The sequence below is a fragment of the Rickettsia endosymbiont of Ixodes pacificus genome, from assembly GCF_000965155.1.
In the GTDB taxonomy this organism is placed as follows: domain Bacteria; phylum Pseudomonadota; class Alphaproteobacteria; order Rickettsiales; family Rickettsiaceae; genus Rickettsia; species Rickettsia tamurae.
The window spans coordinates 1,174,680-1,197,760 of record NZ_LAOP01000001.1 but is presented as its reverse complement, the minus strand read 5'-3'; the positions used below and the strand labels follow the sequence as shown (position 1 = coordinate 1,197,760).

Sequence of the window (23,081 nt, the reverse complement as noted above, 5' to 3'; positions counted from 1 at the left end):
TTTGATTGATATTTTGTTAATAAACTGTATTATGGTAACTTCAAGAGCATTAATAAAATCTTATTTAAAATATATTGAGCAGCTTACTCCGTATATGCCTCAAAAAGGTGAGTATATGGAAATAGCAAATAGCACAGGTAAGCCTGAGGTTATTGAAATAATATCTAAGCATTTACAACCGCTGCTTGATGGTAGTATTGAACATCATCAAGAGAGTAGTTTAATTCAGATAGATATTAATGAGTATACAAATGAAATTCCCCTGATGGGCGATCAGTTATAATAAAGTATAGCTGTTCAGTTTTGCTACAAGTAAGACTATTTCGTTACTGATATCGAAATAGTCTTGACCATTTCGATATTAGCCTATAATATTTTTGTAAACTTATAGAAATATTATAATGGATAGGTTATATAAAAAGCAAGTTGAAGAATATCTAACAAACTATGGTAAACTTGTATTTATAAGCGGAGCAAGGCAAGTAGGAAAAACTACAATATCAAAACAAAAGTAATCAAGCCTAATCCCAATTTAGATAAATTGAATTGGGATTATCTAGAAGATAGAAATAAAATCCTAAACAAACACACCGAACTTTTTGAAAATCTACTGTCTACTATATCCGATAAGAAACCGTGCTTAATATTAGATGAAATTCATAAATATAAAGATTGGAAAAATCTTGTAAAAGGGTTTTATGATAAATTCGGAGAAAATATTGAATTTATTATAACAGGTAGTGCCAAATTAAATATATATAAAAAAGGCGGCGATAGCCTAATGGGGCGTTATATAAATTTAACCGTGCATCCGTTATCGGTATCTGAAATAGCTAAAAATTTTGATAATAATATTGATTATATAAAAAGCCCCAAAAATATCACTATAGATGAATTTGAAGCTCTAATAAATTTTGGAGGATTTGCGGAAAGCTATTTAAAAGCAACTGCTAAATTTCATAGAATATGGAGTAATCAAAGATTCGAACAATTATTTAGGGAAGATGTAAGAAATACTGAAGATATCAACAATATTTATGCGTTAGAATTACTTGCTACCGTTATAAACGAACAGGCCGGTTCATTAATAAGCTATACGAATCTTGCTAACAAAGTTAGGGTTTCAGACCAAACAATAAGAAGATGGCTCTCTTTGCTAGAAAAGCATTATTATTGTTTTGCTATCAAGCCTTGGTCTAAAAATGTTGTAAAAAGCTTAATAAAAGAGCCTAAATACTACCTTTGGGATTGGTCGCAAATAAAAGATATAGGAGCTAGATTTGAAAATCTTGTAGCTTCTCACCTGTTAAAAGCCGTATATTTTTGGAACGAAACAGGGCTTGGTGATTTTGGCTTATACTATCTTCGTGATAAACAAAAACGTGAAGTCGATTTAGTAATAACAAAAGATGAGAAGCCTTGGATTTTAGTGGAAGCAAAAGTAAGTGATACAAGCCGTTCTTCAAGCTTAAAATATTTTCATGAATCACTTAACCTGAGTTTAGTTTTCAAGTAATTCAAAATAAACAAGCTATTTCCAGCTCTTGCTTTGATAAACCGGGCTTATGGATAGTATAGCTAGACCATAGTAAATAGGTACATACTATGCTAATATATATGTTATAAATGATAATAAATAAATTATGGCAAGCAGTTACAGTTACGATTTAAGAATGAAACTATTCAAAGCTCTAGATGATGGGCTCTCAATTGTTAAAGCATGTAAAATATTCAATATAGGTCGTAACACTATATATAGATGGAAAACTCTTAAATGGGAAACAGGAGATATAAAAGCAAAACCTTATGGTCCAGCAAAGGGTTATAATGCAAAAATAAATCTCAAAGAATTTGAAGAATTAATTATCAATAATCATGATAAAACAGCTAAAGAATTAAGTATTATACTAGGTAATAGATTACAAAGAACTAGAATAAATTACTATAGAAAACTACTAGGGTACACTTATAAAAAAAAGTCATCTTCATCCCAGAAGGGATATTGGTTTAAGGAATGAATTTATAGAAAAGATACAGCAAATTTCTAAAGAAACTCTAGTATTCATTGATGAGTCAGGAATAGAAGATAATGCTTGTAGAGAATATGGATGGAGTATAAAAGGTACTAGATGTTATGGAAACAAAGTGTATCAACATAAATCCAGGATCAGTATGATAGCGGGGCTTCGTAATAATCAAATTATAGCGCCAGTAATATTTGAAGGAAATTGTAATAAAGAAATATTTACAACCTATGTAGAGACTATATTAACTAAAGAATTACATCCTGGACAAACAGTAATTATGGATAATATCAACTTCCATAAGAATAATATAATAAGAGAATTAATCGAGTCGGTTGGGTGCAGAATTTTATTCTTACCTACATATAGCCCAGACTTAAATCCTATAGAACATTATTGGTTTAAGATTAAGAACGAAATAAGAAAAGTTACGGGGCAATTCAAAGATATCAGTATGGCTGTAGAACACGTACTAAAGTTTATTTAACTGTACCTATTTACTATGGTCTAGCTATACCGGCTATTACTTTCTTATCTCAACTTGTTTGATATGAATTTTTGCAAAAAAGTAATCTAGTCAAATGTAAATCATATGACTATTTCGTTGCTTATATCGAAATAGTTATTACCAATCCGACATTTAATTATAAGCTGTATCCTCGCACATACCAATAAATGTAGCTGAATTGACTATTCACTTTATCTTCTAGCGGTCCGAGCGGCTGAGCAGGTTTTAACAATTCCGGCGTTAATATAAATTTGGTTTTTTTCTCGATATTCGATAAAAAAGGTAAATGTAAGCTATGAGGACTGTATATTATTGCATATTTATCCCATTCTAGATATTGTCTATTCAAATGCTCTTTATATTCAGATGGACCATATACTTCTATACTACCAAATTTATATTTTTTTAAAGGATATAATTCATAATCATAAAAAAAATCATTTGGATATTTATTACGCATACTTTGATTAAAATGAACAAATTTATCATTTTCTTTATGAAATACGAAAATATCTAAGCATCTTTCCCCGCAAATTACATAAATTTTATTATGTTTAACACGATATCCTAATTGTTCAAATTGCGGTAATATTTGTTGTAGGCGTATTTCGTCTTCATGCATAATACCGATATCTAAATCATCGTCAAAAGGAATTATGCCTTGATGTCTAACGGCTCCAAGTAGAGTGCCGCCTTCTATCCAATAATTAATATTATTCTTACCAAGTAGCTCATGAGTGTCTTTCATTAACTGATAAAGGGCAATAGCTTTTTTCTCGCTAATCCTGTATTTTTTTACTTGTTCATCACTTAAGGTTACATATCGCCAGTCATGTTCTAATATATAAGCATAAAAAAATATCCCAGCAAATATAAGTAATATTAAACCTAATATTTTTAAAGAATAACATTGACTTTAATTTTATCATCTTTCATCTCAAATTGTATTTCTTCTGCCGATGTGACGTTTTTTAAATCTTCTGCTAATTCTGCAGATAATACTATGCCGCTAACTTCAAGCAATTTTATTGGAGCTTTTATAGATAGATTCTTCTCAGCTTTGAATTTTCTGACGATATCTAATATTTCAAGCAGCCCTTCTGCTCCTTTTGCATCGATTTCATAATTTAAGTCACCGTAATTAACCCAGCTACCTTTAACATGAATAGAATTTTCACTATATAATATTTGGTATAATTCTTCGGTAATATGCGGCATGAAAGGTGCAAATAGTTTCAGTAACGTTTGCATAACATGATATAAAGTTAATATGCTACTATATTGTCCTTGTGGATTTTTGTTTTCCTCGTCATAGCTTCTTGTTTTGCTTATTTCTAAATAATTATCACAAAATACCGCCCAAAAGAATTTTTCCGTCAGATGCATAGCATTTGCATATTCGTAGTTTTGTAACTCATTTGTAGCTAGCTTAACTAGTTCTACTAGTTTATTAATTATCCACTGATCAAACTCGTTAGTGATTTTTTCTTTAACATCTAAAAGCTTTGCTTTTTTATCTTTACCTTTCAGTTTATCAAAATGTATAGAAACAAATTTAGCGGCATTCCATAGCTTGTTAACAAGCCTTTTGCCGTTTTTCATAACGTCTTCAGAATAGGCGGTATCAGCACCTAGCTTTGAATTTGCCGACCAATAACGTATTACGTCGGAACCATATTGTTCTAGCAGCTTTTCAGGAACTAAAACATTGCCTTTAGATTTAGACATTTTACTTCGATCTTCAGCTAAACACCAACCGCTTACCATGATGTTTTCCCACGGCAAAGTATTTTGGTGTAAATGAGCTTTTAAAATAGTATAGAACGCCCAAGTTCTGATAATTTCGTGTGCTTGAGGTCTTAAATCCATCGGAAATAATTTATCGTGTCTATCTTTATTAACAGCGAAATCATCAGAAATGCCATGAGTAGAAAGTTGAGGCGAAACGGAACTTGTTGCCCAAGTATCCATAACGTCTAAGTCAGGCTCTACTTCCTTCTTACTGTAACCTATAGGTAAATCTCTTAATGGATCAACAGGTAGCTGTGAAATATCAGCATATAAAATCTTGCCTTCTTCACCTACTTTTTTAGAATACCAAACAGGGAAAGGCACGCCAAAATAACGCTGCCTACTTATGCACCAATCCCAACTAATGGCATTAATCCAATTCTCTAAACGAATCTTCATATTTTTAGGATGCCAATTTAACTCATTTGCTCTTTTAAGCAATTCTTCTTTATGTGATATAGTTTTAACGAACCATTGCGGTACGGTTAGTATCTCAAGAGGAGCACCTGACCTCTCAGCACATTTAACGGTATGAGTTATTTCTTCTTGTTTAATAAGCAACTCTTGTTCTTTTAAAATATCTATTATTTTTGTTCGAGCTTCTTTAATTTTCAATCCGTCTATAGAAATTTCATGTTGGAAGTCTATTGTACCTTTTTTAGTGATAATAGTTTTTAAAGGTAGATTATGCGTCTTCCACCAAGTAATATCCGTTTGATCACCAAACGTACAGCACATTATCAGCCCCGTACCTTTATCTTGTTGTACTAAAGGATCAGCAAGTAGTGGAACTTTCTCATTAAAAAGCGGGGTTATAGCTGATTTACCTGCTAGATGCTTATAACGTCCATCGTCAGGGTGATAAAATACGGCTACGCAAGCCGGTAATAACTCAGGTCTGGTAGTTGCTATAGTAAGCGGGTCTCCTTGCTCGGTTTTAAACGTAATATAATTCATGAAAGAGGTTTTTTCCTTATCCTCAATATCAGCTTGGGCAAGAGCTGTACCATCTACTGGATCCCATAAAATCGGTTGATTAGCACGATAAACTTCCTCTTTTTGTACTAAATCAAGAAAAGACATTTGTGATATTTTTCGTGATAACGGACTGATAGTTTGATACTCTAAACTCCAATCAACCGATAAAGCTATTTGGTTAAATAGACTTCTAAACTTTTCTTCTTCACTTGCTACTACCTCTTCGCAAATTTTTATAAATTCAGATCTATCTATATTATAAGCTTTGATCTGCTTCTGTTTTTCAACAAGTCTCTCGGTCGGTAGCCCGTTATCGTCAAAACCCATAGGATAAAAGATATTTTTACCGATCATACGCTGGAAGCGTACAATAAAATCTGTTTGCGTATAGCTATAAACATGACCGATATGTAACTGCCCCGAAACTGTAGGAGGTGGAGTATCGATTACATAGGTTTCTTCTTTTGAAACGTTTGGATTATAAGCATAAATTTGTTTCTCTTGCCAAATTTGCTGCCACTTTTTTTCATTTTCGGTAAAATTATAATTTTTTGGAAATTCTTTCATAGATTTTGTAGTTGATTCAAGAATATTATTATAAAGGTTATATGTGATTATGACAATAGATGCTTTTCTTTGGAAGGATATGATATTTAGGATTTGTGTAAGTGGTGCTTGCACAATTAATTACTTTTTACAATTGAGCGGACAACACTTTCTTTAAGATCGGTAAGTTCAGCAATCATAGGAATTTTGAATCCTTGAGAGAGCATTTTTTGCTATAATTACTGCCTTATTATGTTCGCCTTTAGCCTCTCCTATCTTAATACCTTCTTGTCTTCCTCGTATCAGACCTTCTCCCATATATTTTTCTGCTATAGTTTTCATAATGCTATCCTTATCTTTAGATGATAAATGAAATACTTCTACTAATTCCGGTTGTTTTTGTTTTGATAATTTTGCGTCAGTATACCATAAGAACGATCTTAGGTAAATATAACCTTTTTCTTTATCCAATATTATAATATGCTTAAACTCTATTAAAAACTTCTCCCATAGTTTTATCATATCCCGCATATGGATATGCTTCATCATATATTCTAGCATACCTAAATGTTTTTTCTTGACGATTTCATCATCTGTCATAGCTTGCAAATCTACTAATTGATAATCTTCCGTCATTAATTTCTTTGCCATCACACTATCAGTAAATAAACTCCACAAATTTCTTGGAGCATTATAAATTTCTTTACCGTTGTAAATAACTAAATTAAACTAGCGGCAATTTATCCTTTCCTTTCTTATGTCTTTCACATAATTAATAGTGTATATTTCCATAACCGCAAAGCCGTCCAATAATCAATTGTTGATTGGGCCTCTACTAATACATAAACAAATGCTTCTTCTTTATTATTGGTGCTAATTTTATATATTATATCACTATATTTCTTATTTAAAGATTCCTCAATGTAGCTTTCTTGTTCTACCGTTATTTTTGATAAATCTACTAAACTCTTAAAATCATCGGGTAAATAATATTCCAAAAATTCTTGTGCTGCTACCGGGTCGTTCATTATTATTTTTACTAATGAATCGTGTTTTAATTTTTTAGCCATAAAAATCTAGTAGCTTTATTTTGTGGCGTATTTTATCTTAAATTATCTATAATATCCATATTTATTTAAATCTAAAGTTTAATATGCTAATTCTAGACAAACTTTTACTTACCATTAAATTAATACGGGCGGATAAGCCGGTAGCTTATTTGTTGGTTTTTTTCCCTGCTTTATTTGGGTTATTGCTTGCAAATCCTTCTAACACGGAATTAGCTCATTTATTACCATTATTTATCTTAGGAAGCATAACGACAAGGAGTAGCGGATGTATTATTAACGATATATTTGATAGGAAATTTGATAAGCATGTCGCAAGAACTAAAGATCGACCTTTAGCTAGCAAGGCTTTATCTGTTTCTTATGCTATTTTTATACTCTTTATTCTTAGCGTTATCTCACTTTGTATTTTGCTACTTTTAAACAAAACAGCCATATATACAGGTTTTTTTGCGGTAATAATAATTAGCCTATACCCGTTAATGAAACGTATTACTTATTTCCCGCAAATATTTTTGGGATTTACCTTTAAGCTAGGGGCATTAATAGCTTATGCGGCAGTTCAGGATAAACTTGATATGGCAGCGATTATTATGTATATAGCATGCTGTTTTTGGGCAATCGGTTATGATACGATTTACGGATATATGGATATAAAAGACGATAAGAAAATAGGAGTGAAATCGTTAAGTATATATTTAGAGAACAAGCATCCTAAGCTTTGGCTTTATATATGTTATATAGGTTGTATATTGTTATTTATTCTAGCAACAAAAATGGCTAACCATAATATCGACTATTTACCTATTTTAGCTGCTTTAATTATACTAATATTGCAAGTAGCAACTCTTGATATTGAGAACCCAGCTGATTGTATGACAAGATTCAGAGCTAATAATTATGTCGGGGTACTTTTGAGTTTGGTATTTTGTTAAAAATGAATTATTGTCATACCGTGGCTTGACCACGGTATCCAGAAAAACAACTTATAACATACATTAATTGTCTATTTTCCCTGGATCCCGTGAATAAATCACGGGATGACAACAAAAAAACCGAGCCATACAACAAAGCCAATGCTACGCGGGAATGACATCAATCCATACAGGCAAAACTGTTAACAGCCCATAAGGTTACAATCGATATTACCGCTATATAAATCGCAATTGATAAAGAGCTGCCGGTTACATGCCATAGTATTAGACAGATTGACGGAGTAAGGCGTCCGATTAATGAAGCACCTATACTACTGCCGATACCTACTAACATATATTTATCGGCAGTTTTAAATAAATCATTTAGCCAGCAGTTCAAAGGTGCCAAGAACCCGACACCGAGTATTATAATCCAAATACGTACAAAATTAACATACCATATAGATGAATTATTCAAGAATAGCCATAAAGGAATTATGCTTAAACTCATTAAAATAAGAGTACCGTTTAGTATTTTAAGGTAATGTAGCTTTTTTGTTAGATGCCCTATTATCGGAATCATAATCATATCAAAAATCAGAAACTCGGTATTAAATTTCATCATTATTTCCAGTGATATATCAGTGATAAGCGGAATAAAACTATTCATAAAGACGAAAGGCACTATATAAGTCATATATGAGAAACCTATGGCAAAACTAATGCGTAAGATACTTAGTTTACTGTTCCAAATTGTAGTTAAGTCTTGTAATAGTGATGATACTACGTCATTGCGAGGAGAGGACTGTGTCATACCGTGGCTCGACCACGGTATCCAAAAATTACGTAAAGTAATTTTATATTTTTTATTGGATCCCGCGGTCAAGCCGCGGGATGACAATGAGGGCTTTACTACAATATCCTCGCTCTTCCTTAAAAAATAACCTATAAGAGCCGTAAACCCGCCAAATATGAAGCATAAACGCCAATATTCATTATACTCTATATTTAAAACTATAGTGCTGATAAATGAAGCAAGAATAATACCAAGCATAGTAGATGTTTGATAAAGGTAAGAAGCTTTAAACGCTTTTTTTTCTTCTTTATTCTCTAAAATAAATAATTTAGCAATGGCACATTCACCCTCGGAATATACTCCTTGCAACGTTCTAAGCAAAACTAATAATAGCGGTGCAAGCCATCCTATTTGAGCATGTGAAGGTATTAAACCGATTAGGCTAGTTGTTAAAGCAACGCCGATTAAAGAATGAGATAAAGCAAAAACACCGCCGTATTTTTTAGCGATAACACCGAAAAAATAAGAACCGATCGGGCGAGTAAATAAAGACGTAGCAAGAACACTATAGGTAAGTATTAAAGCAACGACTTTATCATGATTCGGGAAAAAAATACCTACAAGTAGAGGGGCTAGAAACCCATAAAGTGCGGTATCAAAATGATCCATTGCATTACCGATTAGGATCGAAAAATCTCTTTTGCTTAACGAATTGTTCATCTATTAATAATTTAAAATTTATAATGGATTATACTCGATGAACTTGAAAAATTGGCTGCGTCGTCTTTGTAAGTCCTCGGATACTCACGTATTAATATACGTTCCGCTCCTCGGCTTACAGACTCCTTGCTCTTTTCCAAGTTGATCTTCGTATAACCGCTCTTCATTTTGTAGCAGTATATAAGTATGTAATCTTCCTTGTAAATATTTTTTTAAGAGATATGATTATAAAGTTATAGCTTAAAGTAATTGTAATTAATGAATAATTTGAAACAAGGAAAGTTTATTACATTTGAGGGAGGGGAGGGAATCGGCAAATCTACCCAATCTCAAATGCTCTATGAATATTTAAAATCTCAAAATACTCCCGTTATTTTAACTCGTGAAGTCGGCGGTACCTTAGTTGCCGAAAAAATGCGTGAAATTCTAGTACATGAAGAATTACTACCCATGTCCGAGCTATTACAAGCTATGGCAGCACGTTATGATCATATGGCACGGAAAATTATACCGGCTCTACAAGAGGGGCATATCGTAATATGTGATAGATTTATTGACTCAACTGCATGTTATCAAGGATTAGAGCTAGAAAACGGCATAGATTTAGTTTATAATTTGCACAAAACTTTAATGCCTTCTCTTATGCCGGATATTACGTTTTTTATTGACGTAGAGCCGGATACTGCTATTAAGAGAGTCAATTCACGAAATATGAGCAATAAATTTGACATAAGAGGTATAGATTTTTATAAAAAAATCTATGATTGCTTTAAAGAATTAAGTAATAGATTTCCTGAAAGAATAAAGACAATTAAAGCTTCAGATTTAAGTCAACTTGAAGTACATGAGTTAATAAAAAAGCATTTATGAACAATACTTACTACATTACTACCCCTATATATTACGTTAACGATGTTCCCCATATCGGTCATGCTTATACTAGTGTTGCAAGTGACGTAATCGCTCGTTTCATGCGACTTCGCAGTTTCGATGTAATGTTTTTAACAGGTACTGACGAACATGGGCAGAAAGTAGAAAAAGCAGCTATTAATAAAAATATTGACCCACAAAAATTTACCGATCAGACATCCGAGAGTTTTCGTCATCTGATGACTGCTATGCATATTTCCAATGATGATTTTATCAGAACAACGGAAAACAGGCATAAAGAAGTTGTAGCTGTTTTTTGGCAGAAATTACTAGATAACGGCACTATTTATGAAGGTTTTTATGAAGGATGGTATGCAGTGCGAGATGAGGCTTTTTATGATGAATCAGAGCTAACTGAAGGTAAGCTTGCACCGATGGGTGCTCCAGTTGAATGGGTTAAAGAGCCTAGCTATTTCTTTAATCTTTCAAAATGGCAAGATAAATTGCTTGAGTTTTATGAAGCAAACCCTGATTTTATCAGACCTATATCAAGGCGTAACGAAGTAATTAGCTTTGTTAAATCAGGTCTAAAAGATTTATCCGTATCACGTACTACTTTCAATTGGGGTATCAAAGTCCCAAATAATGAAAAACATGTAATTTATGTTTGGCTTGATGCACTGGCTAATTATATTTCGGTCCTTGATTATCCTGATGAACAAAGTAATTACGGTAAATTTTGGCCTGCTAATTTACATGTAGTCGGTAAAGATATCTTACGTTTTCATGCCGTTTATTGGCCTGCTTTCTTAATGGCTGCAGAAATCCCGCTGCCGAAGACAATTATGGTTCATGGTTGGTGGACGAATGAGGGGCAGAAAATCTCTAAATCTCTTGGTAATACCATTGATCCGATTAAGTTAATTGATGAATTTGGCGTTGATCAAGTTAGGTATTTTCTGATGCGTGAAGTAACTTTTGGTGCGGACGGTAATTTTGCTCGTAGTAATTTAATTACTCGGATTAATAGCGAGCTATCAAACAAGATAGGTAATTTATTACAGCGTACTACAGCTTTTGTTTATAAGAATAATGACGGCAAAGTACCGCTACTTACGCAAGATGTCATAGATAAAATATATGAACTACCGATTTTAAAAAACGCAAGTAAATTTGCCGAGCAGAATATTTTATTGATGGATAAAACAGAGATTAATAAAATTCTTGAAAATATTATTAATTTGGCCGAAGAGGCAAATATCTATATTGATAGCGAAGCACCTTGGAATTTGAAAAAAACCGATCCTGATAAGATGCTAGAAGTGTTATACACTTTACTAGAAGTTTTACGTTATATTGCAATAATGCTTCTGCCTTTTATACCAAGTTCAGCAAATAAAATGCTTGATCAGTTAGGGGTAAATAAAGAAGAACGTCTATTTAAGCATTTAGTACGTGACTATGCTTTAACGGCGGGTAGCAATATTTTAGAACCTACCATAATATTTCCAAAGTTTGAATAATGTGTCATGTTAATAGATTCACATTGTCACCTTAATTTACTTACCAAAGATACGGATTTAGACTCTGTCATTCAAAGAGCATTAGAAAATAATGTGCAGTATATGCAAACTATCTGCACTAAAATTGAAGATTTACCGATTATTTTAGAGATAGCTGAAAAATATGAAAATGTTTTTGCGAGTGTTGGGGTGCATCCGTGTGAAGTGAATTCTTTTATTAGTCATTGCAATGACGCTGAGGCAATTATTATGCTAACCCAGCATCCAAAAATTATCGGAATCGGTGAAACGGGGCTTGATTATTATCATCAGCCTTACGATAAAAAATTACAGCAAGATTCGTTTGTAGCACATATACATGCGGCGTCTAGCACAAACCTACCTATTATTGTTCATACAAGAGAAGCAGACGAAGATACTATTGATATTTTAACCTCGGAAATGCGTAATAGTAAATTTCCTGGGCTAATCCATTGTTTTACCTCATCAAAAAATCTAGCAACAAAAATGCTAGATATCGGTTTATATATTTCAATGTCCGGTATTATAACTTTCAAGAATGCAACCGATTTGCAGGAAATAGTTAAATATATACCGCTTGATAGGTTATTAATAGAAACCGACACTCCTTACTTAGCTCCTACGCCTATGCGAGGCAAACAAAACGAACCGGCATTTGTTAGGTATGTCGCTGAAAAAGTTGCCGAACTCAAAAATATCACATCAAAAGAAGTAGCAAATGTTATTACTCATAACTTCAAAACATTATTTTCTAAATTTGAAAAATATATAAATAATACTTTATAAAATCATCAAGATTGATAATTTAAAGTTGAAGTTTTTAAAATAACATGTCTATTTTATAGTATTTCAATTATTAGTATATTTAATATGGAATTTAATCGCAAAAATGCCATCATTGGTTTTTTAAAAGAACATGAAGATCAGAAATTTACCCCCTACAAAATAGCAGAATGGCTTGTAGAAAATTATCCTGAAGAAGCTAGACGTAAAGCGGCGGCAAGTAGAAATAAGAGGATAATAGCAGCAAGAACTCAAGAAGAAAAAATTAAGGAAGTTATAAAGGCTTATGCAGGTGAAATTAGTAGAGGTAGGTTTAATGAGTGGAAATCAAAGCCTAATATTAGAATAGAGTCAGAACCTCAAGTAAGGTTGTACTATAGTCAAAATCCTGATTATCAAATTAATAATGAACAAGTAACAAACCTTAAAAATAAAGTAAGCAAAGAAAATAATATAACTGAAGAAGAAGCATATGAAGTACTTGAATTATATCTTGATGAATTAGGTATCTATAATATGCAAATTAAACATAATTTTTCTTCAAACAAACAAGGAGCCGGAAGTAATGTAAGAGAGTCTTTTTTTCAGGCTTTATCAAATTCATCATGGGCACATTATGGTTATTTAGTCGCACCTATTCTAGACGAAATTAGGTCCGATACTAGGCATGAACTCGAAATGTTATGTATTAGGCATGGGATAGGTTTTATTTTAATAAATATGGAATTTCCTGAAGATAGTGAAATATTAATCCCTGCTAGAGAAAAATCTGAAATAGATTGGAATATGGCTAATAGGTTGGCAGAAGAAAATAAGGATTTTGAGAATTATCTAAATAAGGTTGATATGTTTTGTAAAAAACCAACAAAAGAAGTGGTGGAGAGTATAGCTAGACCATAGTAAATAGGTACAGTTAAATAAACTTTAGTACGTGTTCTACAGCCATACTGATATCTTTGAATTGCCCCGTAACTTTTCTTATTTCGTTCTTAATCTTAAACCAATAATGTTCTATAGGATTTAAGTCTGGGCTATATGTAGGTAAGAATAAAATTCTGCACCCAACCGACTCGATTAATTCTCTTATTATATTATTCTTATGGAAGTTGATATTATCCATAATTACTGTTTGTCCAGGATGTAATTCTTTAGTTAATATAGTCTCTACATAGGTTGTAAATATTTCTTTATTACAATTTCCTTCAAATATTACTGGCGCTATAATTTGATTATTACGAAGCCCCGCTATCATACTGATCCTGGATTTATGTTGATACACTTTGTTTCCATAACATCTAGTACCTTTTATACTCCATCCATATTCTCTACAAGCATTATCTTCTATTCCTGACTCATCAATGAATACTAGAGTTTCTTTAGAAATTTGCTGTATCTTTTCTATAAATTCATTCCTTAAACCAATATCCCTTCTGGGATGAAGATGACTTTTTTTTATAAGTGTACCCTAGTAGTTTTCTATAGTAATTTATTCTAGTTCTTTGTAATCTATTACCTAGTATAATACTTAATTCTTTAGCTGTTTTATCATGATTATTGATAATTAATTCTTCAAATTCTTTGAGATTTATTTTTGCATTATAACCCTTTGCTGGACCATAAGGTTTTGCTTTTATATCTCCTGTTTCCCATTTAAGAGTTTTCCATCTATATATAGTGTTACGACCTATATTGAATATTTTACATGCTTTAACAATTGAGAGCCCATCATCTAGAGCTTTGAATAGTTTCATTCTTAAATCGTAACTGTAACTGCTTGCCATAATTTATTTATTATCATTTATAACATATATATTAGCATAGTATGTACCTATTTACTATGGTCTAGCTATATATGGTATAATATTGATAAACATGTGATTCCTAAGCAAAACAAGAAGAAAAAATAAACATATTTATATATAGACCATTATTATCACGCATTTATAAAAATTTAAGCCGTGAATCCTAAAATTAATGTTACTATGAAATTTTTGATGCTAAACTAGATATATATTAATTATTTTTAAATTTGTGGATAAATTATGATTAACTGTGATTTAAGTACTAATTATACATATTATATGTTAGAGGGGCTTAGAGCACAAATTGCTCCAATGCATTTAGGTATAAAAATTCTAAAAGAAGCATATGAACATGAGTCTCTAGAAGATAACGGTTTTGCAAGAATTATGCATGCTTATTTAACGCTTTGTGAACGCATGACTAGAAAATATGAAAAACCTGAATTTAATATTGTTGAAACAATTATTGATGATAAAACCTATAAATTGATGATAAAACCTATAACATTAATGAAAAAGTTATACTAAAAAAGTCTTTTTGTGAACTAAGGCATTTTCAGAAAATAGGTTTTAAAAAAGAATTACCTAAATTATTAATAGTAGCACTCATGGCGGAACATCACGCTACTTTACTTAAGATCAACCGTACAAGAATTATTACCGTATACCGATATTTATATTACAGATTGGACGGAAGCCAGTTATGTACCGCTTGAAGCAGGGCATTTTGATATGGATGATTATATTGATTACGTAATGGAGTTTATCAATTTTATAGGACTGAATGTTCACACTATGGCAGTTTGCCAACCTACTGTTCCACTGTTTGCCGCCATTAGCTTAATGTAGGAGAGTAATAGTCCAAATGTGCCGAGTTCGATGATTTTGATGGGCGGTCCTATAGATGCTAGAAAAAATCCCACGGCAGTTAATGAATTCGCTCAAAGTAAAAGTTTAGAATGGTTCTGCAAAATGGTTACAATGCAGGTGCCGCCAAACTATCCCGGACATGGAAGAAAAGTATATCCTGGATTCCTCCAACTTGCTGGCTTTATGAGTTTAAACTTATTCCGTCATATAGATTCACATTTAGAATTATGGCAAAGTTTATTAAATTCTGATTATAAAAAAGCCGATCATACTATTAAATTTTATGATGAGTATTTAGCAGGTATGGATATGCCGGCAGAGTTTTACTTACAAACTATAGATGAAGTATTCCAACAATTTTCGCTAGCAAGAGGTAAATTAGTTTCTGAGAAGCGTCCGATCAATTTAAAACATATTACTAAATGTGCTTTACTCGGTATTGAAGGGGAATTAGATGATATTGCAGCGGTAGGGCAAACAAAAGCTGCTTTAAAACTTTGTTCAAATATACCTGAATCAATGAAAAGATACCATTTACAAAAAGGGGCAGGGCATTACGGGGTATTTAGCGGAAGTAAATTTAAGCAGTTTATAGTACCTATTATTAAAGATTTTATCTATGATTTTGATAAAACTAATTTCAAGCAATCTAAACTTAAGGCAGTATAAAAATAATCATTGCGAGCAGGCATTGCCTGCGTGGATCGTTTTTTCCGTCATTGCGAGGAAATTACGTAAGTAATTGACGAAGCAATCCAGTAAAAAATTCTGATTTACAGAATTTTTTTATTATTTTTTCTGGATTGCCGCGCTCCTTCCTTGCAGTCGCTCGCAATGACGGGGTGGTATTCACGCAACAATGCCTTGCTGGAATGACATAGCAGTTATGCAACAAGACCATAATTAAAGGAGAAGTGTGGTAATCTAATATTCAACTCTGGGTCTGTCAGATTCTTTGTGTAAGTATGATTTCTCCATTTGCCCAATTTTGTAAATTAGTATCACAAAGGATTGCAAATTGATTTAAAGCCATCGCCCAATTCTTAATAGGCATTGTCCATTTTTTAGAGGCATTTGTCAATGCCAAAAAGATTATTTTCTGAATCGATTTGTCATCTGGAAACACTCCTTTATTTTTAATAATTTTACGAATTTGACGGTTAGTGGATTCAATAGCATTAGTAGTGTAAATCGCTTTTCTAATGTCTTCCGGAAAGCTAAAAAATGGAGCTATGCCAGACCAATTTCGTTGCCATATGTCAAAAATAACTGGATATTTTTCATCCCATTTTTTGGCAAAATTTTGTAATTCTCTTAATCCCTCTGCTTCATTTATTGCAGAATAAACTGCTTTTAAATCAGCTGTTACCGCTTTTAAATCTTTGTATGATACGTATTTTACAGAATTTCTTACCATATGAACAATACACAACTGCACTATGGTTTTTGGAAAAATGCTATTTATCGCCTCTGGAAAACCCTTAAGACCATCAACACATGCAACATATATTTGTTCAACTCCTCGATTCTTAAGTTCTGTTACTACCTGCATCCAAAATTTAGACCCTTCATTCTTGCCTATCCAAATTCCTAATAGCTCTTTCTTGTCCTCCATATTCACTCCAATAGCTATATAAACTGCTTTATTTATTATTACATGATTATCTCTTGCCTTAACATGAATACAATCTAAGTACATTATAGGATATACATTATCAAGTGCTCTATTCTGCCAGGCAGTTACTTCCTCTAAAATACCATCAGTTACCTTTGATATTAACTCAGATGATACCTTGGTGGCATATAGTTCTTCTAAGTGCCATTGTATTTCCCTAATGGTCATTCCCCGAGCATATAAGGATATTACTTTATCATCAAATCCTTCAAATTTACGCACTCCTTTTGGAATTAGTTGAGGTTCAAATTCTCCGTCCCAATCCCTTGGCACTTCTACTTTCAATTTACGACCTTCTGGATCTATTAGAGTCTTTTCATAATTGCCATTACGTCTGTTATCTGAGTCTTTCTCATTTTTAGAATGTTTCTCATAACCTATATGAGATTCCATTTCTTTCTCTAAAATCTTATTTACTATCTGCTTTTTAATTTCCTGAAATATCTCTTCTTTGCCAAATATCTCAGATGGATCACTTTGTGATAGTATTTCTGATACTACTTTTTCTATAGTTGGATTTGATACTTTGCTCTTATTTTTCATATTAGCCTCATGTAAGTTGTTTTAATTAATTTTATTCTTAACTATTTTTATAACTTACACAAACTTTCTGACACCCTCCTTCTTGCCATACGCATCAAGTTAAGAAAAGCAAGTAGGTTATACTGGTATTACGGTAGTAAATTATGAATTAAAAAGAAGCTAATATATGGTATAAATTTTTGCAAGATTAACAACTAAATTGTGAGAATTTATCCTATGGGGAAAATAGTAAACTTAGCAAAACTATGCCAAGAGTTTTTTGGAGAGACAGCCAATAATTTATCCATTACAACAGGATTTATTAAGAGACAACGAAAAATAACTGGTTCAGCTTTTCTAAAAGCTATAGTGTTTGGTAATATGAGCGATAGTAATTGTAGTCTTGATGGAATGCGTAACTTTTTAAGTGAAGAAACTATAGATATTTCTGCCCAAGGCTTAGACTTTAGGTTTACTGAGGTAGCAGTAAAATTTATGCAGTCAATGTATGAACAATGCTTGAAATTATTTAGAAATACTATGCCGCTTGATTGCAACATTTTGCAGCATGCAACATTTTGCAGCAATTTAATAGCGTTAAATTATTGGATAGTAGCCATATTATTCTACCTGCCAATATGGCGGATAAGGTATAAGGGCTGATCAAGGATATAGAGAACATTTATCAAACATATCTACTAAGGACTTATTAATATCTGATTTAGGTTATTTTGTCCCAGCTTCATTTATTCAAATTATCGAACTTGGTGCATATTTTATTAGTCGTTATAAAGCAGATACTAATATATATGACCCTATCACTGAGGAAAAAATTGATTTATTAAACCTATTAGATAATAAATTCTTTTTATCAAAAGATGTACTTTTAGGTAAACAAGCAAAAGTTAAGCTACGGATTATATGTCATAAATTGACTGATGAACAGGCTATTGGTAGAAGAAGGAAGGCTAATTTATTAGCTAAGTCTCATAAATATAAATCTTCTTCAAGAAACCAGAGATTACTAGATTGGTCAATATTTATCACTAATATATCAGAGGATATGGTTAATGCTGAGCATATAATGATAATTTATCGAGCAAGATGGCAAATTGAATTATTATTTAAATTATATAAAAGTCATGCAAAAATTGAAAATCTTAAAGGGAGAAGTAAACCTGCAAGAGTTTTGTGTGAATTATATGGTAAATTATGTAGTGTGCTTATTTTTCATGGATTATCGAATTGTGTAGAATTAGCAAATGATAGAGAAATTAGTTTAACCAAAGCATTTATTGAACTACAGAAAAGGTCAAGAGAATTATTCCTGTCTATTACTGGACGTCTTAATGATTTAAAGCAGTTCCTTAAGAAATTAATTATAGATTGGGGGAGATTTTCTTTGAAAGATAAATATCGTAAAACCAGATTATCTTCCTTAAATACACTAAAATTATTAACAATTATGGCTTAACTTGATGCGTATGCATCAAAAGACACTGCAAGTGATAAAAAAGATTGTAACGTTTCTTCAACAATTTTTTTTATTTTCTCAGGTGATTTAGTGCTTATAGTTTGCATATTATGCATGCGATCAAAGAATTTAATTATTAATGTACTTTCCTTAATATCCTTTATTAATAAGTCTAAGCTTTCTGCTGCACTAATTTTTCCATAAGGCTTAACCCTAGTTAACCCTTCTACGTGTTTTGCTACTTCTATCCCAAAAGTTTCGGTAATTATTTCTTTAGTAAGTTCTGTATCCTCAATTGTATCGTATAACAATGCCGCTTGCAGTATAACATGGGTAAAAAGTTTACTAGCTTCATTTGCTACAAATTCTGCTACCATAATCGCCACCTCAATCGGATGAGAATAGTAAGGATCGCCTGATTGACGCCATTTGCGAACCATGATATTTATGAGCGTAGTAGATACCTTTTTTGACTTCCTCTATATCAACAGGATTTTTTACTTTAGTGTTTAAATATTCGAGTTTATCAATCAGCTTTTTAGTGTAAACGCAAACTTCAAACTTTTCCTTCCAAGAGCTTAAATCTTCCATAAAAGTTATTTCTTATTTTTGTTAATAATAGTTGATTACAATTAAAGTAAAAATTAAAAAGTTGCAATAATAAATAATTTTTTAATCCTAAAGAAGTATTAATAATTTTAACTTTTGGTATTTTAGCTACTATCATTCTGTTTTATTAGTTGCTTTGGCTTCTTGTTCTTGCTGTAATTTATACTCTGCTGCTTTTTCTTCTGCATAATTAAAAAAGAAATAACAGAAAGTTAAAAAACTAGTCAAAACTATTCCAAGAGTTATTAGTATTAACTTAAGCTCTTTCCTTGCATTTTGAGCTTTTAATTTCTTTCTTCCTCTTCATCAATATAAGACTCAGAGGTTAAAATTTCTTCTTCTTTATTTTTCATATTTTAACTCTTTAAAATTAGCTTATATATTAATGATAGAGTTTAATTATCATTTGAGAGAAGTAATTTATAGGGGGAATTAAAAGAAGTCAATAACTATAATTGTTAATTGTAATAATTATATATTTAATAAATCTATCTTACTCAAAAATACGGTTTTTTCTATTTACTAGGTAAATATGCATTAGCTCTTGAGGCTTGCAATAAAGCCATTAAGTTAAATCCTGGTTATTCTAAAGCATATAACAATAAAGGTATTGCTTTATACTATTTAGGTAAATACAATTTAGTTCTTGAGTCTTATAATAAAGCAATTGAACTTGATCCTACAGTTTTATGTAAATGCTCGTCTAGTAGAGATTGATTAAATAGCATTAGCTCATCCATTAGTTTTTTCGGCAATCTCTAAATCGGGTTCGCTCATAATACTCGTGCTAATTCTTACTAATACCTCAGGATTATAGCTATGGCTAAATAACAATACCGGTAATTCTTCTATATCTAAAAACTCGTATAAATCTTCTTGAAAAAGACATAAAATTTGATGCATTATATTTTTGTTAATACTATATAAAATAATACTAAAACATAATTGTATCTTTTGCTTGTTCTGATACTGAAAAGTTATTTTATAATAAATTTACAAAATGTTTTAGTGCAGTCTCTAGTCAAGCTCAAAGAAAAATTACTAAATTCGGCTATTAATATTAATGATTTATGTTCTCCTCCTGGTAATAATCTTAAGTCATTAAAAGGTGATAGAGTAGATCAGCATAGTATTCGTATTAACGATCAATGGCGTATATGTTTTACTCGGCATGACGGAAACGCCCATAATGTTGAAATTGTTGATTACCATTAAGGAGGTTATATGCACCAATTACTAGATCTTGTAACGCCTGGTGAGGTATTAGAAGAAGAATTCATGAAGCCTTTAAGTATAAGTCAAAACAGGTTAGCTCGTGATATTGATGTACCGCCTAGCCTTATCCATGCTAGTACACGGTAGAAGATCAATTACTGCTGATATGGCGCGACTCGGTAAGTATTTTCAAACCTCGGCTCAAATGTGGATTAACCTACAATCGCATTATGATTTAGAGGTTGCAGAACGTAACGAGTGGTCTCATATTAAACATCGTATTCGTACTATGGAAGTAGCAAGAAAAGCTAGTTGATTATTTCCTAACAACGGCAAAAGATTCAGGGTGTTTGATAGAAATGTTCGGTTTTTTCTGTTTGTTTTAAGTGACCACGCAACACAGCATTATAGCCGATTCTTTTTACTACTTCACTTGATGTCACGCTCAAGTTCTGCACCCGTAAGTAGGACTGTTTAGTAACTACAACAAACTTTAGAACACAAATAAACTATACTTCTTATTATGCAACAAAATTTATCAGAATTAGCTAATTGTTTTGAATAGCATGGATATAATACAGAGAACCTTAAACTCTGCCTTGTCCTAATTTTTTAAGCTGCGTATTTTTATTGTTGTTGTAAAATATCCTTTTTATTTGTTAATCTAGTACTTACCATTCCTACCGGAATTGTTTTTGCCTAGATTCTACTATTGTAAATACTTCTCATAAGCTCTAATATATCCCGCTAAATCATAATTGCTATTAATGGGCTTTGGTAATATATCGTTTTTTACTAATTGCTGAATCCTACGAGTAGTTAATCCTAATGTTTTAGCTATGTCGGATAGTTTGTAACTATTAGTAATACTCATGATTTACGTTAAGGATCTTTTTAGTATATAAATTATTTCTGCATATCTAATAGTAATTGTTTTCTAGTACTTGCATCTGGATTATCAGGGCCCAATTCTAACGCTTTATTAAACTTAAGAGCTGCCTTATACTTTTCTAATGTTCTACCTTTATCATAATAAACTTTAGGGTCATTAGGATTTAATCTTATTTTTATACTATACAGTAAGTTTTGGGTTATATTGATTAACGATATTAACATTTACAACTTATTAAAATGTTAATTATACTCTATAAACATAATTATTAAAAAGTGTTATCTAGCAAAGATAATCCAAGTTTTGATAATATTGGGTCTTTATTAAATCCTTTAGGATTATAGCTGAAAGTTGAGCCTTGTACGTTTTAATTTTAATGGTACCCGCGGCCGGACTTGAACCGGCAAGAGCTTACGCTCCACGGATTTTAAGTCTGTTATGTCTACCATTCCATCACGCGGGCAAGATCAGTGTACAGTATATTGTATACAGTATACTATATTTAATTCACGGTGACAGATTAATAAAAAAAATACAAAAAAGCAAGTACTTTTATCGTTAATATATTAGTCTGATATGAAAAAGTTATTAAACACCTTTAAAATAGTTAGTTTACTCATTAATTTATTAGATAATTAACTTAAATAGTGACAAAATAGTAATAATATGATAGATTAGTTTCAGAAAGTAATACTTTCTCTTGCATGTTATTGACATGTTTATTGACAAATGCCGCAAGGTAAGGTAGTTTTGCATAATGAATTTTATCGGCTCTTATATTTAAGTAAGGCTTAAAATTTAAGTTTTAGTTATTATAAGCGTGTGTTTAAGTTCAAATAAGTAATTTCTATCTAATAAAGGTTTTTATGGCTACAAATATAGTAGGTAAAGTTAAGTGGTATAATTCTACGAAGAATTTTGGATTTATTGAACAGGAAAATGGCGGCAAAGATGTGTTTGTACACAAATCAGCCGTAGACGCAGCAGGTTTACATAGCCTTGAAGAAGGACAAGATGTAATTTTTGATCTTGAAGAAAAGCAAGGAAAAGCCTATGCTGTTAACCTCAGAATTAAATAAATATATTTATAATACCAAAAGCAGCTATCCAAAATTGTTTATAATTTAGGGTAGCCTAGTCATTTTTATCAAAATAGTAAATATTTTGTTTTTGTCTATAATAACCTATATAATTTAAGTATAATAAATTATTTTTACTAAAAGGCGTGAAAATGCCCTAAATCTAATAATATTATTCTGGCTTGAATAAGATTCTAAAATAGTTTCATTATTCATTATCGTTTTATATATTTAGTTGGTGTTTTGTAATCTAGTTAAGCATATTTTTTGATTCAGGATAATTATATTAAGTCGTTATTTTAATTTACTATAACTTATTTTTTATACAATAGACCTCTTGCATAATTTATCTTATAAAGGGAATTAAGAGATTTCTACTCTACGCAAGCGTACTATAGTTAA

Annotated in this window: 20 protein-coding genes, 1 tRNA gene and 7 pseudogenes; 15 read left to right on the top strand and 13 right to left on the bottom strand. The window is 31.6% G+C overall.

What is annotated here, in order from left to right; all coding sequences use genetic code 11:
* Positions 1–13: 13 nt before the first annotated feature.
* From REIP_RS06385 to REIP_RS09920, 3 genes are all read left to right on the top strand, one after another.
* Entirely contained in the window at positions 14–283 is a 270-nt protein-coding gene (locus tag REIP_RS06385) for a hypothetical protein (protein WP_197069212.1), read from the top strand.
* A gap of 258 nt (positions 284–541) precedes the next feature.
* On the top strand, positions 542–1,516 hold the full coding sequence (locus REIP_RS06380; RefSeq protein WP_231569281.1) for an ATP-binding protein: 975 nt from the start codon (positions 542–544) through the stop codon (positions 1,514–1,516).
* 127 nt (positions 1,517–1,643) lie between these two features.
* A protein-coding gene (locus REIP_RS09920; RefSeq protein ID WP_156147374.1) for an IS630 family transposase occupies positions 1,644–2,511 on the top strand; the annotation gives its coding sequence in 2 pieces (ribosomal slippage) (positions 1,644–1,970 and positions 1,972–2,511; 867 coding nt in all).
* A gap of 153 nt (positions 2,512–2,664) precedes the next feature.
* Here REIP_RS09920 and REIP_RS06365 read toward each other — a convergent pair.
* The 3 genes and pseudogenes from REIP_RS06365 to REIP_RS06355 all read right to left on the bottom strand — a co-directional run bounded on the left by REIP_RS06365 (position 2,665) and on the right by REIP_RS06355 (position 6,917).
* Positions 2,665–3,461: pseudogene (locus REIP_RS06365) on the bottom strand (LicD family protein).
* Positions 3,430–5,868, bottom strand: a complete 2,439-nt coding sequence (locus tag REIP_RS06360; RefSeq protein ID WP_045804369.1) for a valine--tRNA ligase — start codon at positions 5,866–5,868, stop codon at positions 3,430–3,432. Before REIP_RS06360 ends, REIP_RS06365 begins: the two are co-directional and overlap by 32 nt.
* Before the next feature lie 116 nt (positions 5,869–5,984).
* Positions 5,985–6,917: pseudogene (locus REIP_RS06355) on the bottom strand (Rpn family recombination-promoting nuclease/putative transposase).
* An 83-nt stretch (positions 6,918–7,000) separates the two neighbouring features.
* Between REIP_RS06355 and ubiA the strand changes: the two are divergent.
* On the top strand, positions 7,001–7,849 hold the full coding sequence (gene ubiA, locus REIP_RS06350) for a 4-hydroxybenzoate octaprenyltransferase (RefSeq protein WP_045804097.1): 849 nt from the start codon (positions 7,001–7,003) through the stop codon (positions 7,847–7,849).
* 160 nt (positions 7,850–8,009) lie between these two features.
* On the opposite strand, the gene REIP_RS06345 is transcribed toward ubiA, so the two are convergent.
* Positions 8,010–9,344 carry an MFS transporter gene (locus tag REIP_RS06345; RefSeq protein WP_045804096.1) on the bottom strand — a complete coding sequence of 445 codons (1,335 nt, stop codon included), beginning with the start codon at positions 9,342–9,344 and terminating at the stop codon, positions 8,010–8,012.
* Between the two features lie 258 nt (positions 9,345–9,602).
* Here REIP_RS06345 and tmk point away from each other — a divergent pair, with 258 nt between their 5' ends.
* The 4 genes from tmk (at position 9,603) to REIP_RS09910 (ending at position 13,441) form a co-directional block, all read left to right on the top strand.
* On the top strand, positions 9,603–10,214 hold the full coding sequence (gene tmk, locus REIP_RS06340) for a dTMP kinase (protein WP_045804095.1): 612 nt from the start codon (positions 9,603–9,605) through the stop codon (positions 10,212–10,214).
* Complete coding sequence (gene metG, locus REIP_RS06335) at positions 10,211–11,737, top strand: methionine--tRNA ligase (protein ID WP_045804094.1); 1,527 nt, start codon at positions 10,211–10,213, stop codon at positions 11,735–11,737. The genes tmk and metG overlap by 4 nt, the downstream gene beginning before the upstream one ends.
* Before the next feature lie 6 nt (positions 11,738–11,743).
* Entirely contained in the window at positions 11,744–12,544 is an 801-nt protein-coding gene (locus REIP_RS06330) for a TatD family hydrolase (RefSeq protein WP_023507914.1), read from the top strand.
* An 84-nt stretch (positions 12,545–12,628) separates the two neighbouring features.
* A complete protein-coding gene (locus tag REIP_RS09910; protein ID WP_082068266.1) occupies positions 12,629–13,441 on the top strand; it encodes a hypothetical protein in 813 nt (270 codons plus the stop codon).
* 13 nt (positions 13,442–13,454) lie between these two features.
* On the opposite strand, the gene REIP_RS09905 is transcribed toward REIP_RS09910, so the two are convergent.
* Positions 13,455–14,322, bottom strand: a protein-coding gene (locus REIP_RS09905; RefSeq protein ID WP_156147374.1) for an IS630 family transposase whose coding sequence is annotated in 2 segments (ribosomal slippage) — positions 13,455–13,994 and positions 13,996–14,322 — 867 coding nt in all. Because the reading frame shifts where the segments join, the coding sequence is not laid out codon by codon here.
* 261 nt (positions 14,323–14,583) lie between these two features.
* On the opposite strand from REIP_RS09905, the pseudogene phaZ reads away from it, so the two are divergent.
* Positions 14,584–15,882, top strand: a pseudogene (gene phaZ, locus REIP_RS13480) (polyhydroxyalkanoate depolymerase).
* Here phaZ and REIP_RS13750 read toward each other — a convergent pair.
* Both REIP_RS13750 and REIP_RS06300 read right to left on the bottom strand, forming a co-directional pair.
* Positions 15,878–16,062, bottom strand: a pseudogene (locus tag REIP_RS13750) (zinc ABC transporter substrate-binding protein); the annotation flags it as partial. The pseudogenes phaZ and REIP_RS13750 overlap by 5 nt on opposite strands.
* Before the next feature lie 97 nt (positions 16,063–16,159).
* Complete coding sequence (locus REIP_RS06300; RefSeq protein ID WP_045803646.1) at positions 16,160–17,431, bottom strand: IS256 family transposase; 1,272 nt, start codon at positions 17,429–17,431, stop codon at positions 16,160–16,162.
* 216 nt (positions 17,432–17,647) lie between these two features.
* Here REIP_RS06300 and REIP_RS06295 point away from each other — a divergent pair.
* Positions 17,648–18,884: pseudogene (locus tag REIP_RS06295) on the top strand (IS4 family transposase).
* Here the strand turns inward: REIP_RS06295 and REIP_RS06290 are convergent.
* Positions 18,881–19,475: pseudogene (locus REIP_RS06290) on the bottom strand (HD domain-containing protein). The pseudogenes REIP_RS06295 and REIP_RS06290 sit on opposite strands and share 4 nt — an antisense overlap.
* 132 nt (positions 19,476–19,607) lie before the next feature.
* Positions 19,608–19,846 (bottom strand): annotated as a pseudogene (locus REIP_RS09900) (hypothetical protein).
* Positions 19,847–19,979: 133 nt separating this feature from the next.
* Between REIP_RS09900 and REIP_RS09895 the strand changes: the two are divergent.
* Positions 19,980–20,210, top strand: a complete 231-nt coding sequence (locus REIP_RS09895) for a tetratricopeptide repeat protein (RefSeq protein WP_082068316.1) — start codon at positions 19,980–19,982, stop codon at positions 20,208–20,210.
* A gap of 15 nt (positions 20,211–20,225) precedes the next feature.
* On the opposite strand, the gene REIP_RS11140 is transcribed toward REIP_RS09895, so the two are convergent.
* Entirely contained in the window at positions 20,226–20,396 is a 171-nt protein-coding gene (locus REIP_RS11140; protein ID WP_008579237.1) for a hypothetical protein, read from the bottom strand.
* A gap of 42 nt (positions 20,397–20,438) precedes the next feature.
* On the opposite strand from REIP_RS11140, the gene REIP_RS06285 reads away from it, so the two are divergent.
* The 3 genes from REIP_RS06285 to REIP_RS06280 are packed head-to-tail and all read left to right on the top strand — an operon-like array spanning position 20,439 to position 21,024.
* Positions 20,439–20,708 (top strand): type II toxin-antitoxin system RelE/ParE family toxin, encoded by a 270-nt coding sequence (locus tag REIP_RS06285; RefSeq protein ID WP_269429016.1) that lies wholly within the window; start codon positions 20,439–20,441, stop codon positions 20,706–20,708.
* Between the two features lie 9 nt (positions 20,709–20,717).
* Entirely contained in the window at positions 20,718–20,855 is a 138-nt protein-coding gene (locus REIP_RS11785) for a transcriptional regulator (RefSeq protein ID WP_197069211.1), read from the top strand.
* Positions 20,839–21,024 carry a transcriptional regulator gene (locus REIP_RS06280; RefSeq protein WP_231569278.1) on the top strand — a complete coding sequence of 62 codons (186 nt, stop codon included), beginning with the start codon at positions 20,839–20,841 and terminating at the stop codon, positions 21,022–21,024. The genes REIP_RS11785 and REIP_RS06280 overlap by 17 nt, the downstream gene beginning before the upstream one ends.
* Before the next feature lie 393 nt (positions 21,025–21,417).
* On the opposite strand, the gene REIP_RS11135 is transcribed toward REIP_RS06280, so the two are convergent.
* The 3 genes from REIP_RS11135 to REIP_RS06270 all read right to left on the bottom strand — a co-directional run bounded on the left by REIP_RS11135 (position 21,418) and on the right by REIP_RS06270 (position 22,063).
* Entirely contained in the window at positions 21,418–21,582 is a 165-nt protein-coding gene (locus REIP_RS11135) for a hypothetical protein (RefSeq protein WP_156147445.1), read from the bottom strand.
* A gap of 32 nt (positions 21,583–21,614) precedes the next feature.
* Positions 21,615–21,824, bottom strand: a complete 210-nt coding sequence (locus REIP_RS12730; protein WP_045804093.1) for a tetratricopeptide repeat protein — start codon at positions 21,822–21,824, stop codon at positions 21,615–21,617.
* Positions 21,825–21,977: 153 nt separating this feature from the next.
* Positions 21,978–22,063 (bottom strand) — tRNA-Leu (locus tag REIP_RS06270).
* Between the two features lie 403 nt (positions 22,064–22,466).
* Between REIP_RS06270 and REIP_RS06265 the strand changes: the two genes are divergently transcribed.
* Positions 22,467–22,679, top strand: coding sequence for a cold-shock protein (locus tag REIP_RS06265; RefSeq protein WP_008579233.1), 213 nt, complete (start codon positions 22,467–22,469; stop codon positions 22,677–22,679).
* Positions 22,680–23,081 lie beyond the last annotated feature (402 nt).

Coding starts and splice junctions, on each gene's coding strand:
- REIP_RS06300 (WP_045803646.1), bottom strand. CDS start 17,431: ATGAAAAATAAGAGCAAAGTATCAAATCCAACTATAGAAAAAGTAGTA.
- REIP_RS06345 (WP_045804096.1), bottom strand. CDS start 9,344: ATGAACAATTCGTTAAGCAAAAGAGATTTTTCGATCCTAATCGGTAAT.
- tmk (WP_045804095.1), top strand. CDS start 9,603: ATGAATAATTTGAAACAAGGAAAGTTTATTACATTTGAGGGAGGGGAG.
- REIP_RS11135 (WP_156147445.1), bottom strand. CDS start 21,582: ATGAGTATTACTAATAGTTACAAACTATCCGACATAGCTAAAACATTA.
- REIP_RS09910 (WP_082068266.1), top strand. CDS start 12,629: ATGGAATTTAATCGCAAAAATGCCATCATTGGTTTTTTAAAAGAACAT.
- metG (WP_045804094.1), top strand. CDS start 10,211: ATGAACAATACTTACTACATTACTACCCCTATATATTACGTTAACGAT.
- REIP_RS06360 (WP_045804369.1), bottom strand. CDS start 5,868: ATGAAAGAATTTCCAAAAAATTATAATTTTACCGAAAATGAAAAAAAG.
- REIP_RS11140 (WP_008579237.1), bottom strand. CDS start 20,396: ATGCATCAAATTTTATGTCTTTTTCAAGAAGATTTATACGAGTTTTTA.
- REIP_RS06280 (WP_231569278.1), top strand. CDS start 20,839: ATGCTAGTACACGGTAGAAGATCAATTACTGCTGATATGGCGCGACTC.
- REIP_RS12730 (WP_045804093.1), bottom strand. CDS start 21,824: ATGTTAATATCGTTAATCAATATAACCCAAAACTTACTGTATAGTATA.
- REIP_RS06265 (WP_008579233.1), top strand. CDS start 22,467: ATGGCTACAAATATAGTAGGTAAAGTTAAGTGGTATAATTCTACGAAG.
- REIP_RS06330 (WP_023507914.1), top strand. CDS start 11,744: ATGTTAATAGATTCACATTGTCACCTTAATTTACTTACCAAAGATACG.
- REIP_RS11785 (WP_197069211.1), top strand. CDS start 20,718: ATGCACCAATTACTAGATCTTGTAACGCCTGGTGAGGTATTAGAAGAA.
- ubiA (WP_045804097.1), top strand. CDS start 7,001: ATGCTAATTCTAGACAAACTTTTACTTACCATTAAATTAATACGGGCG.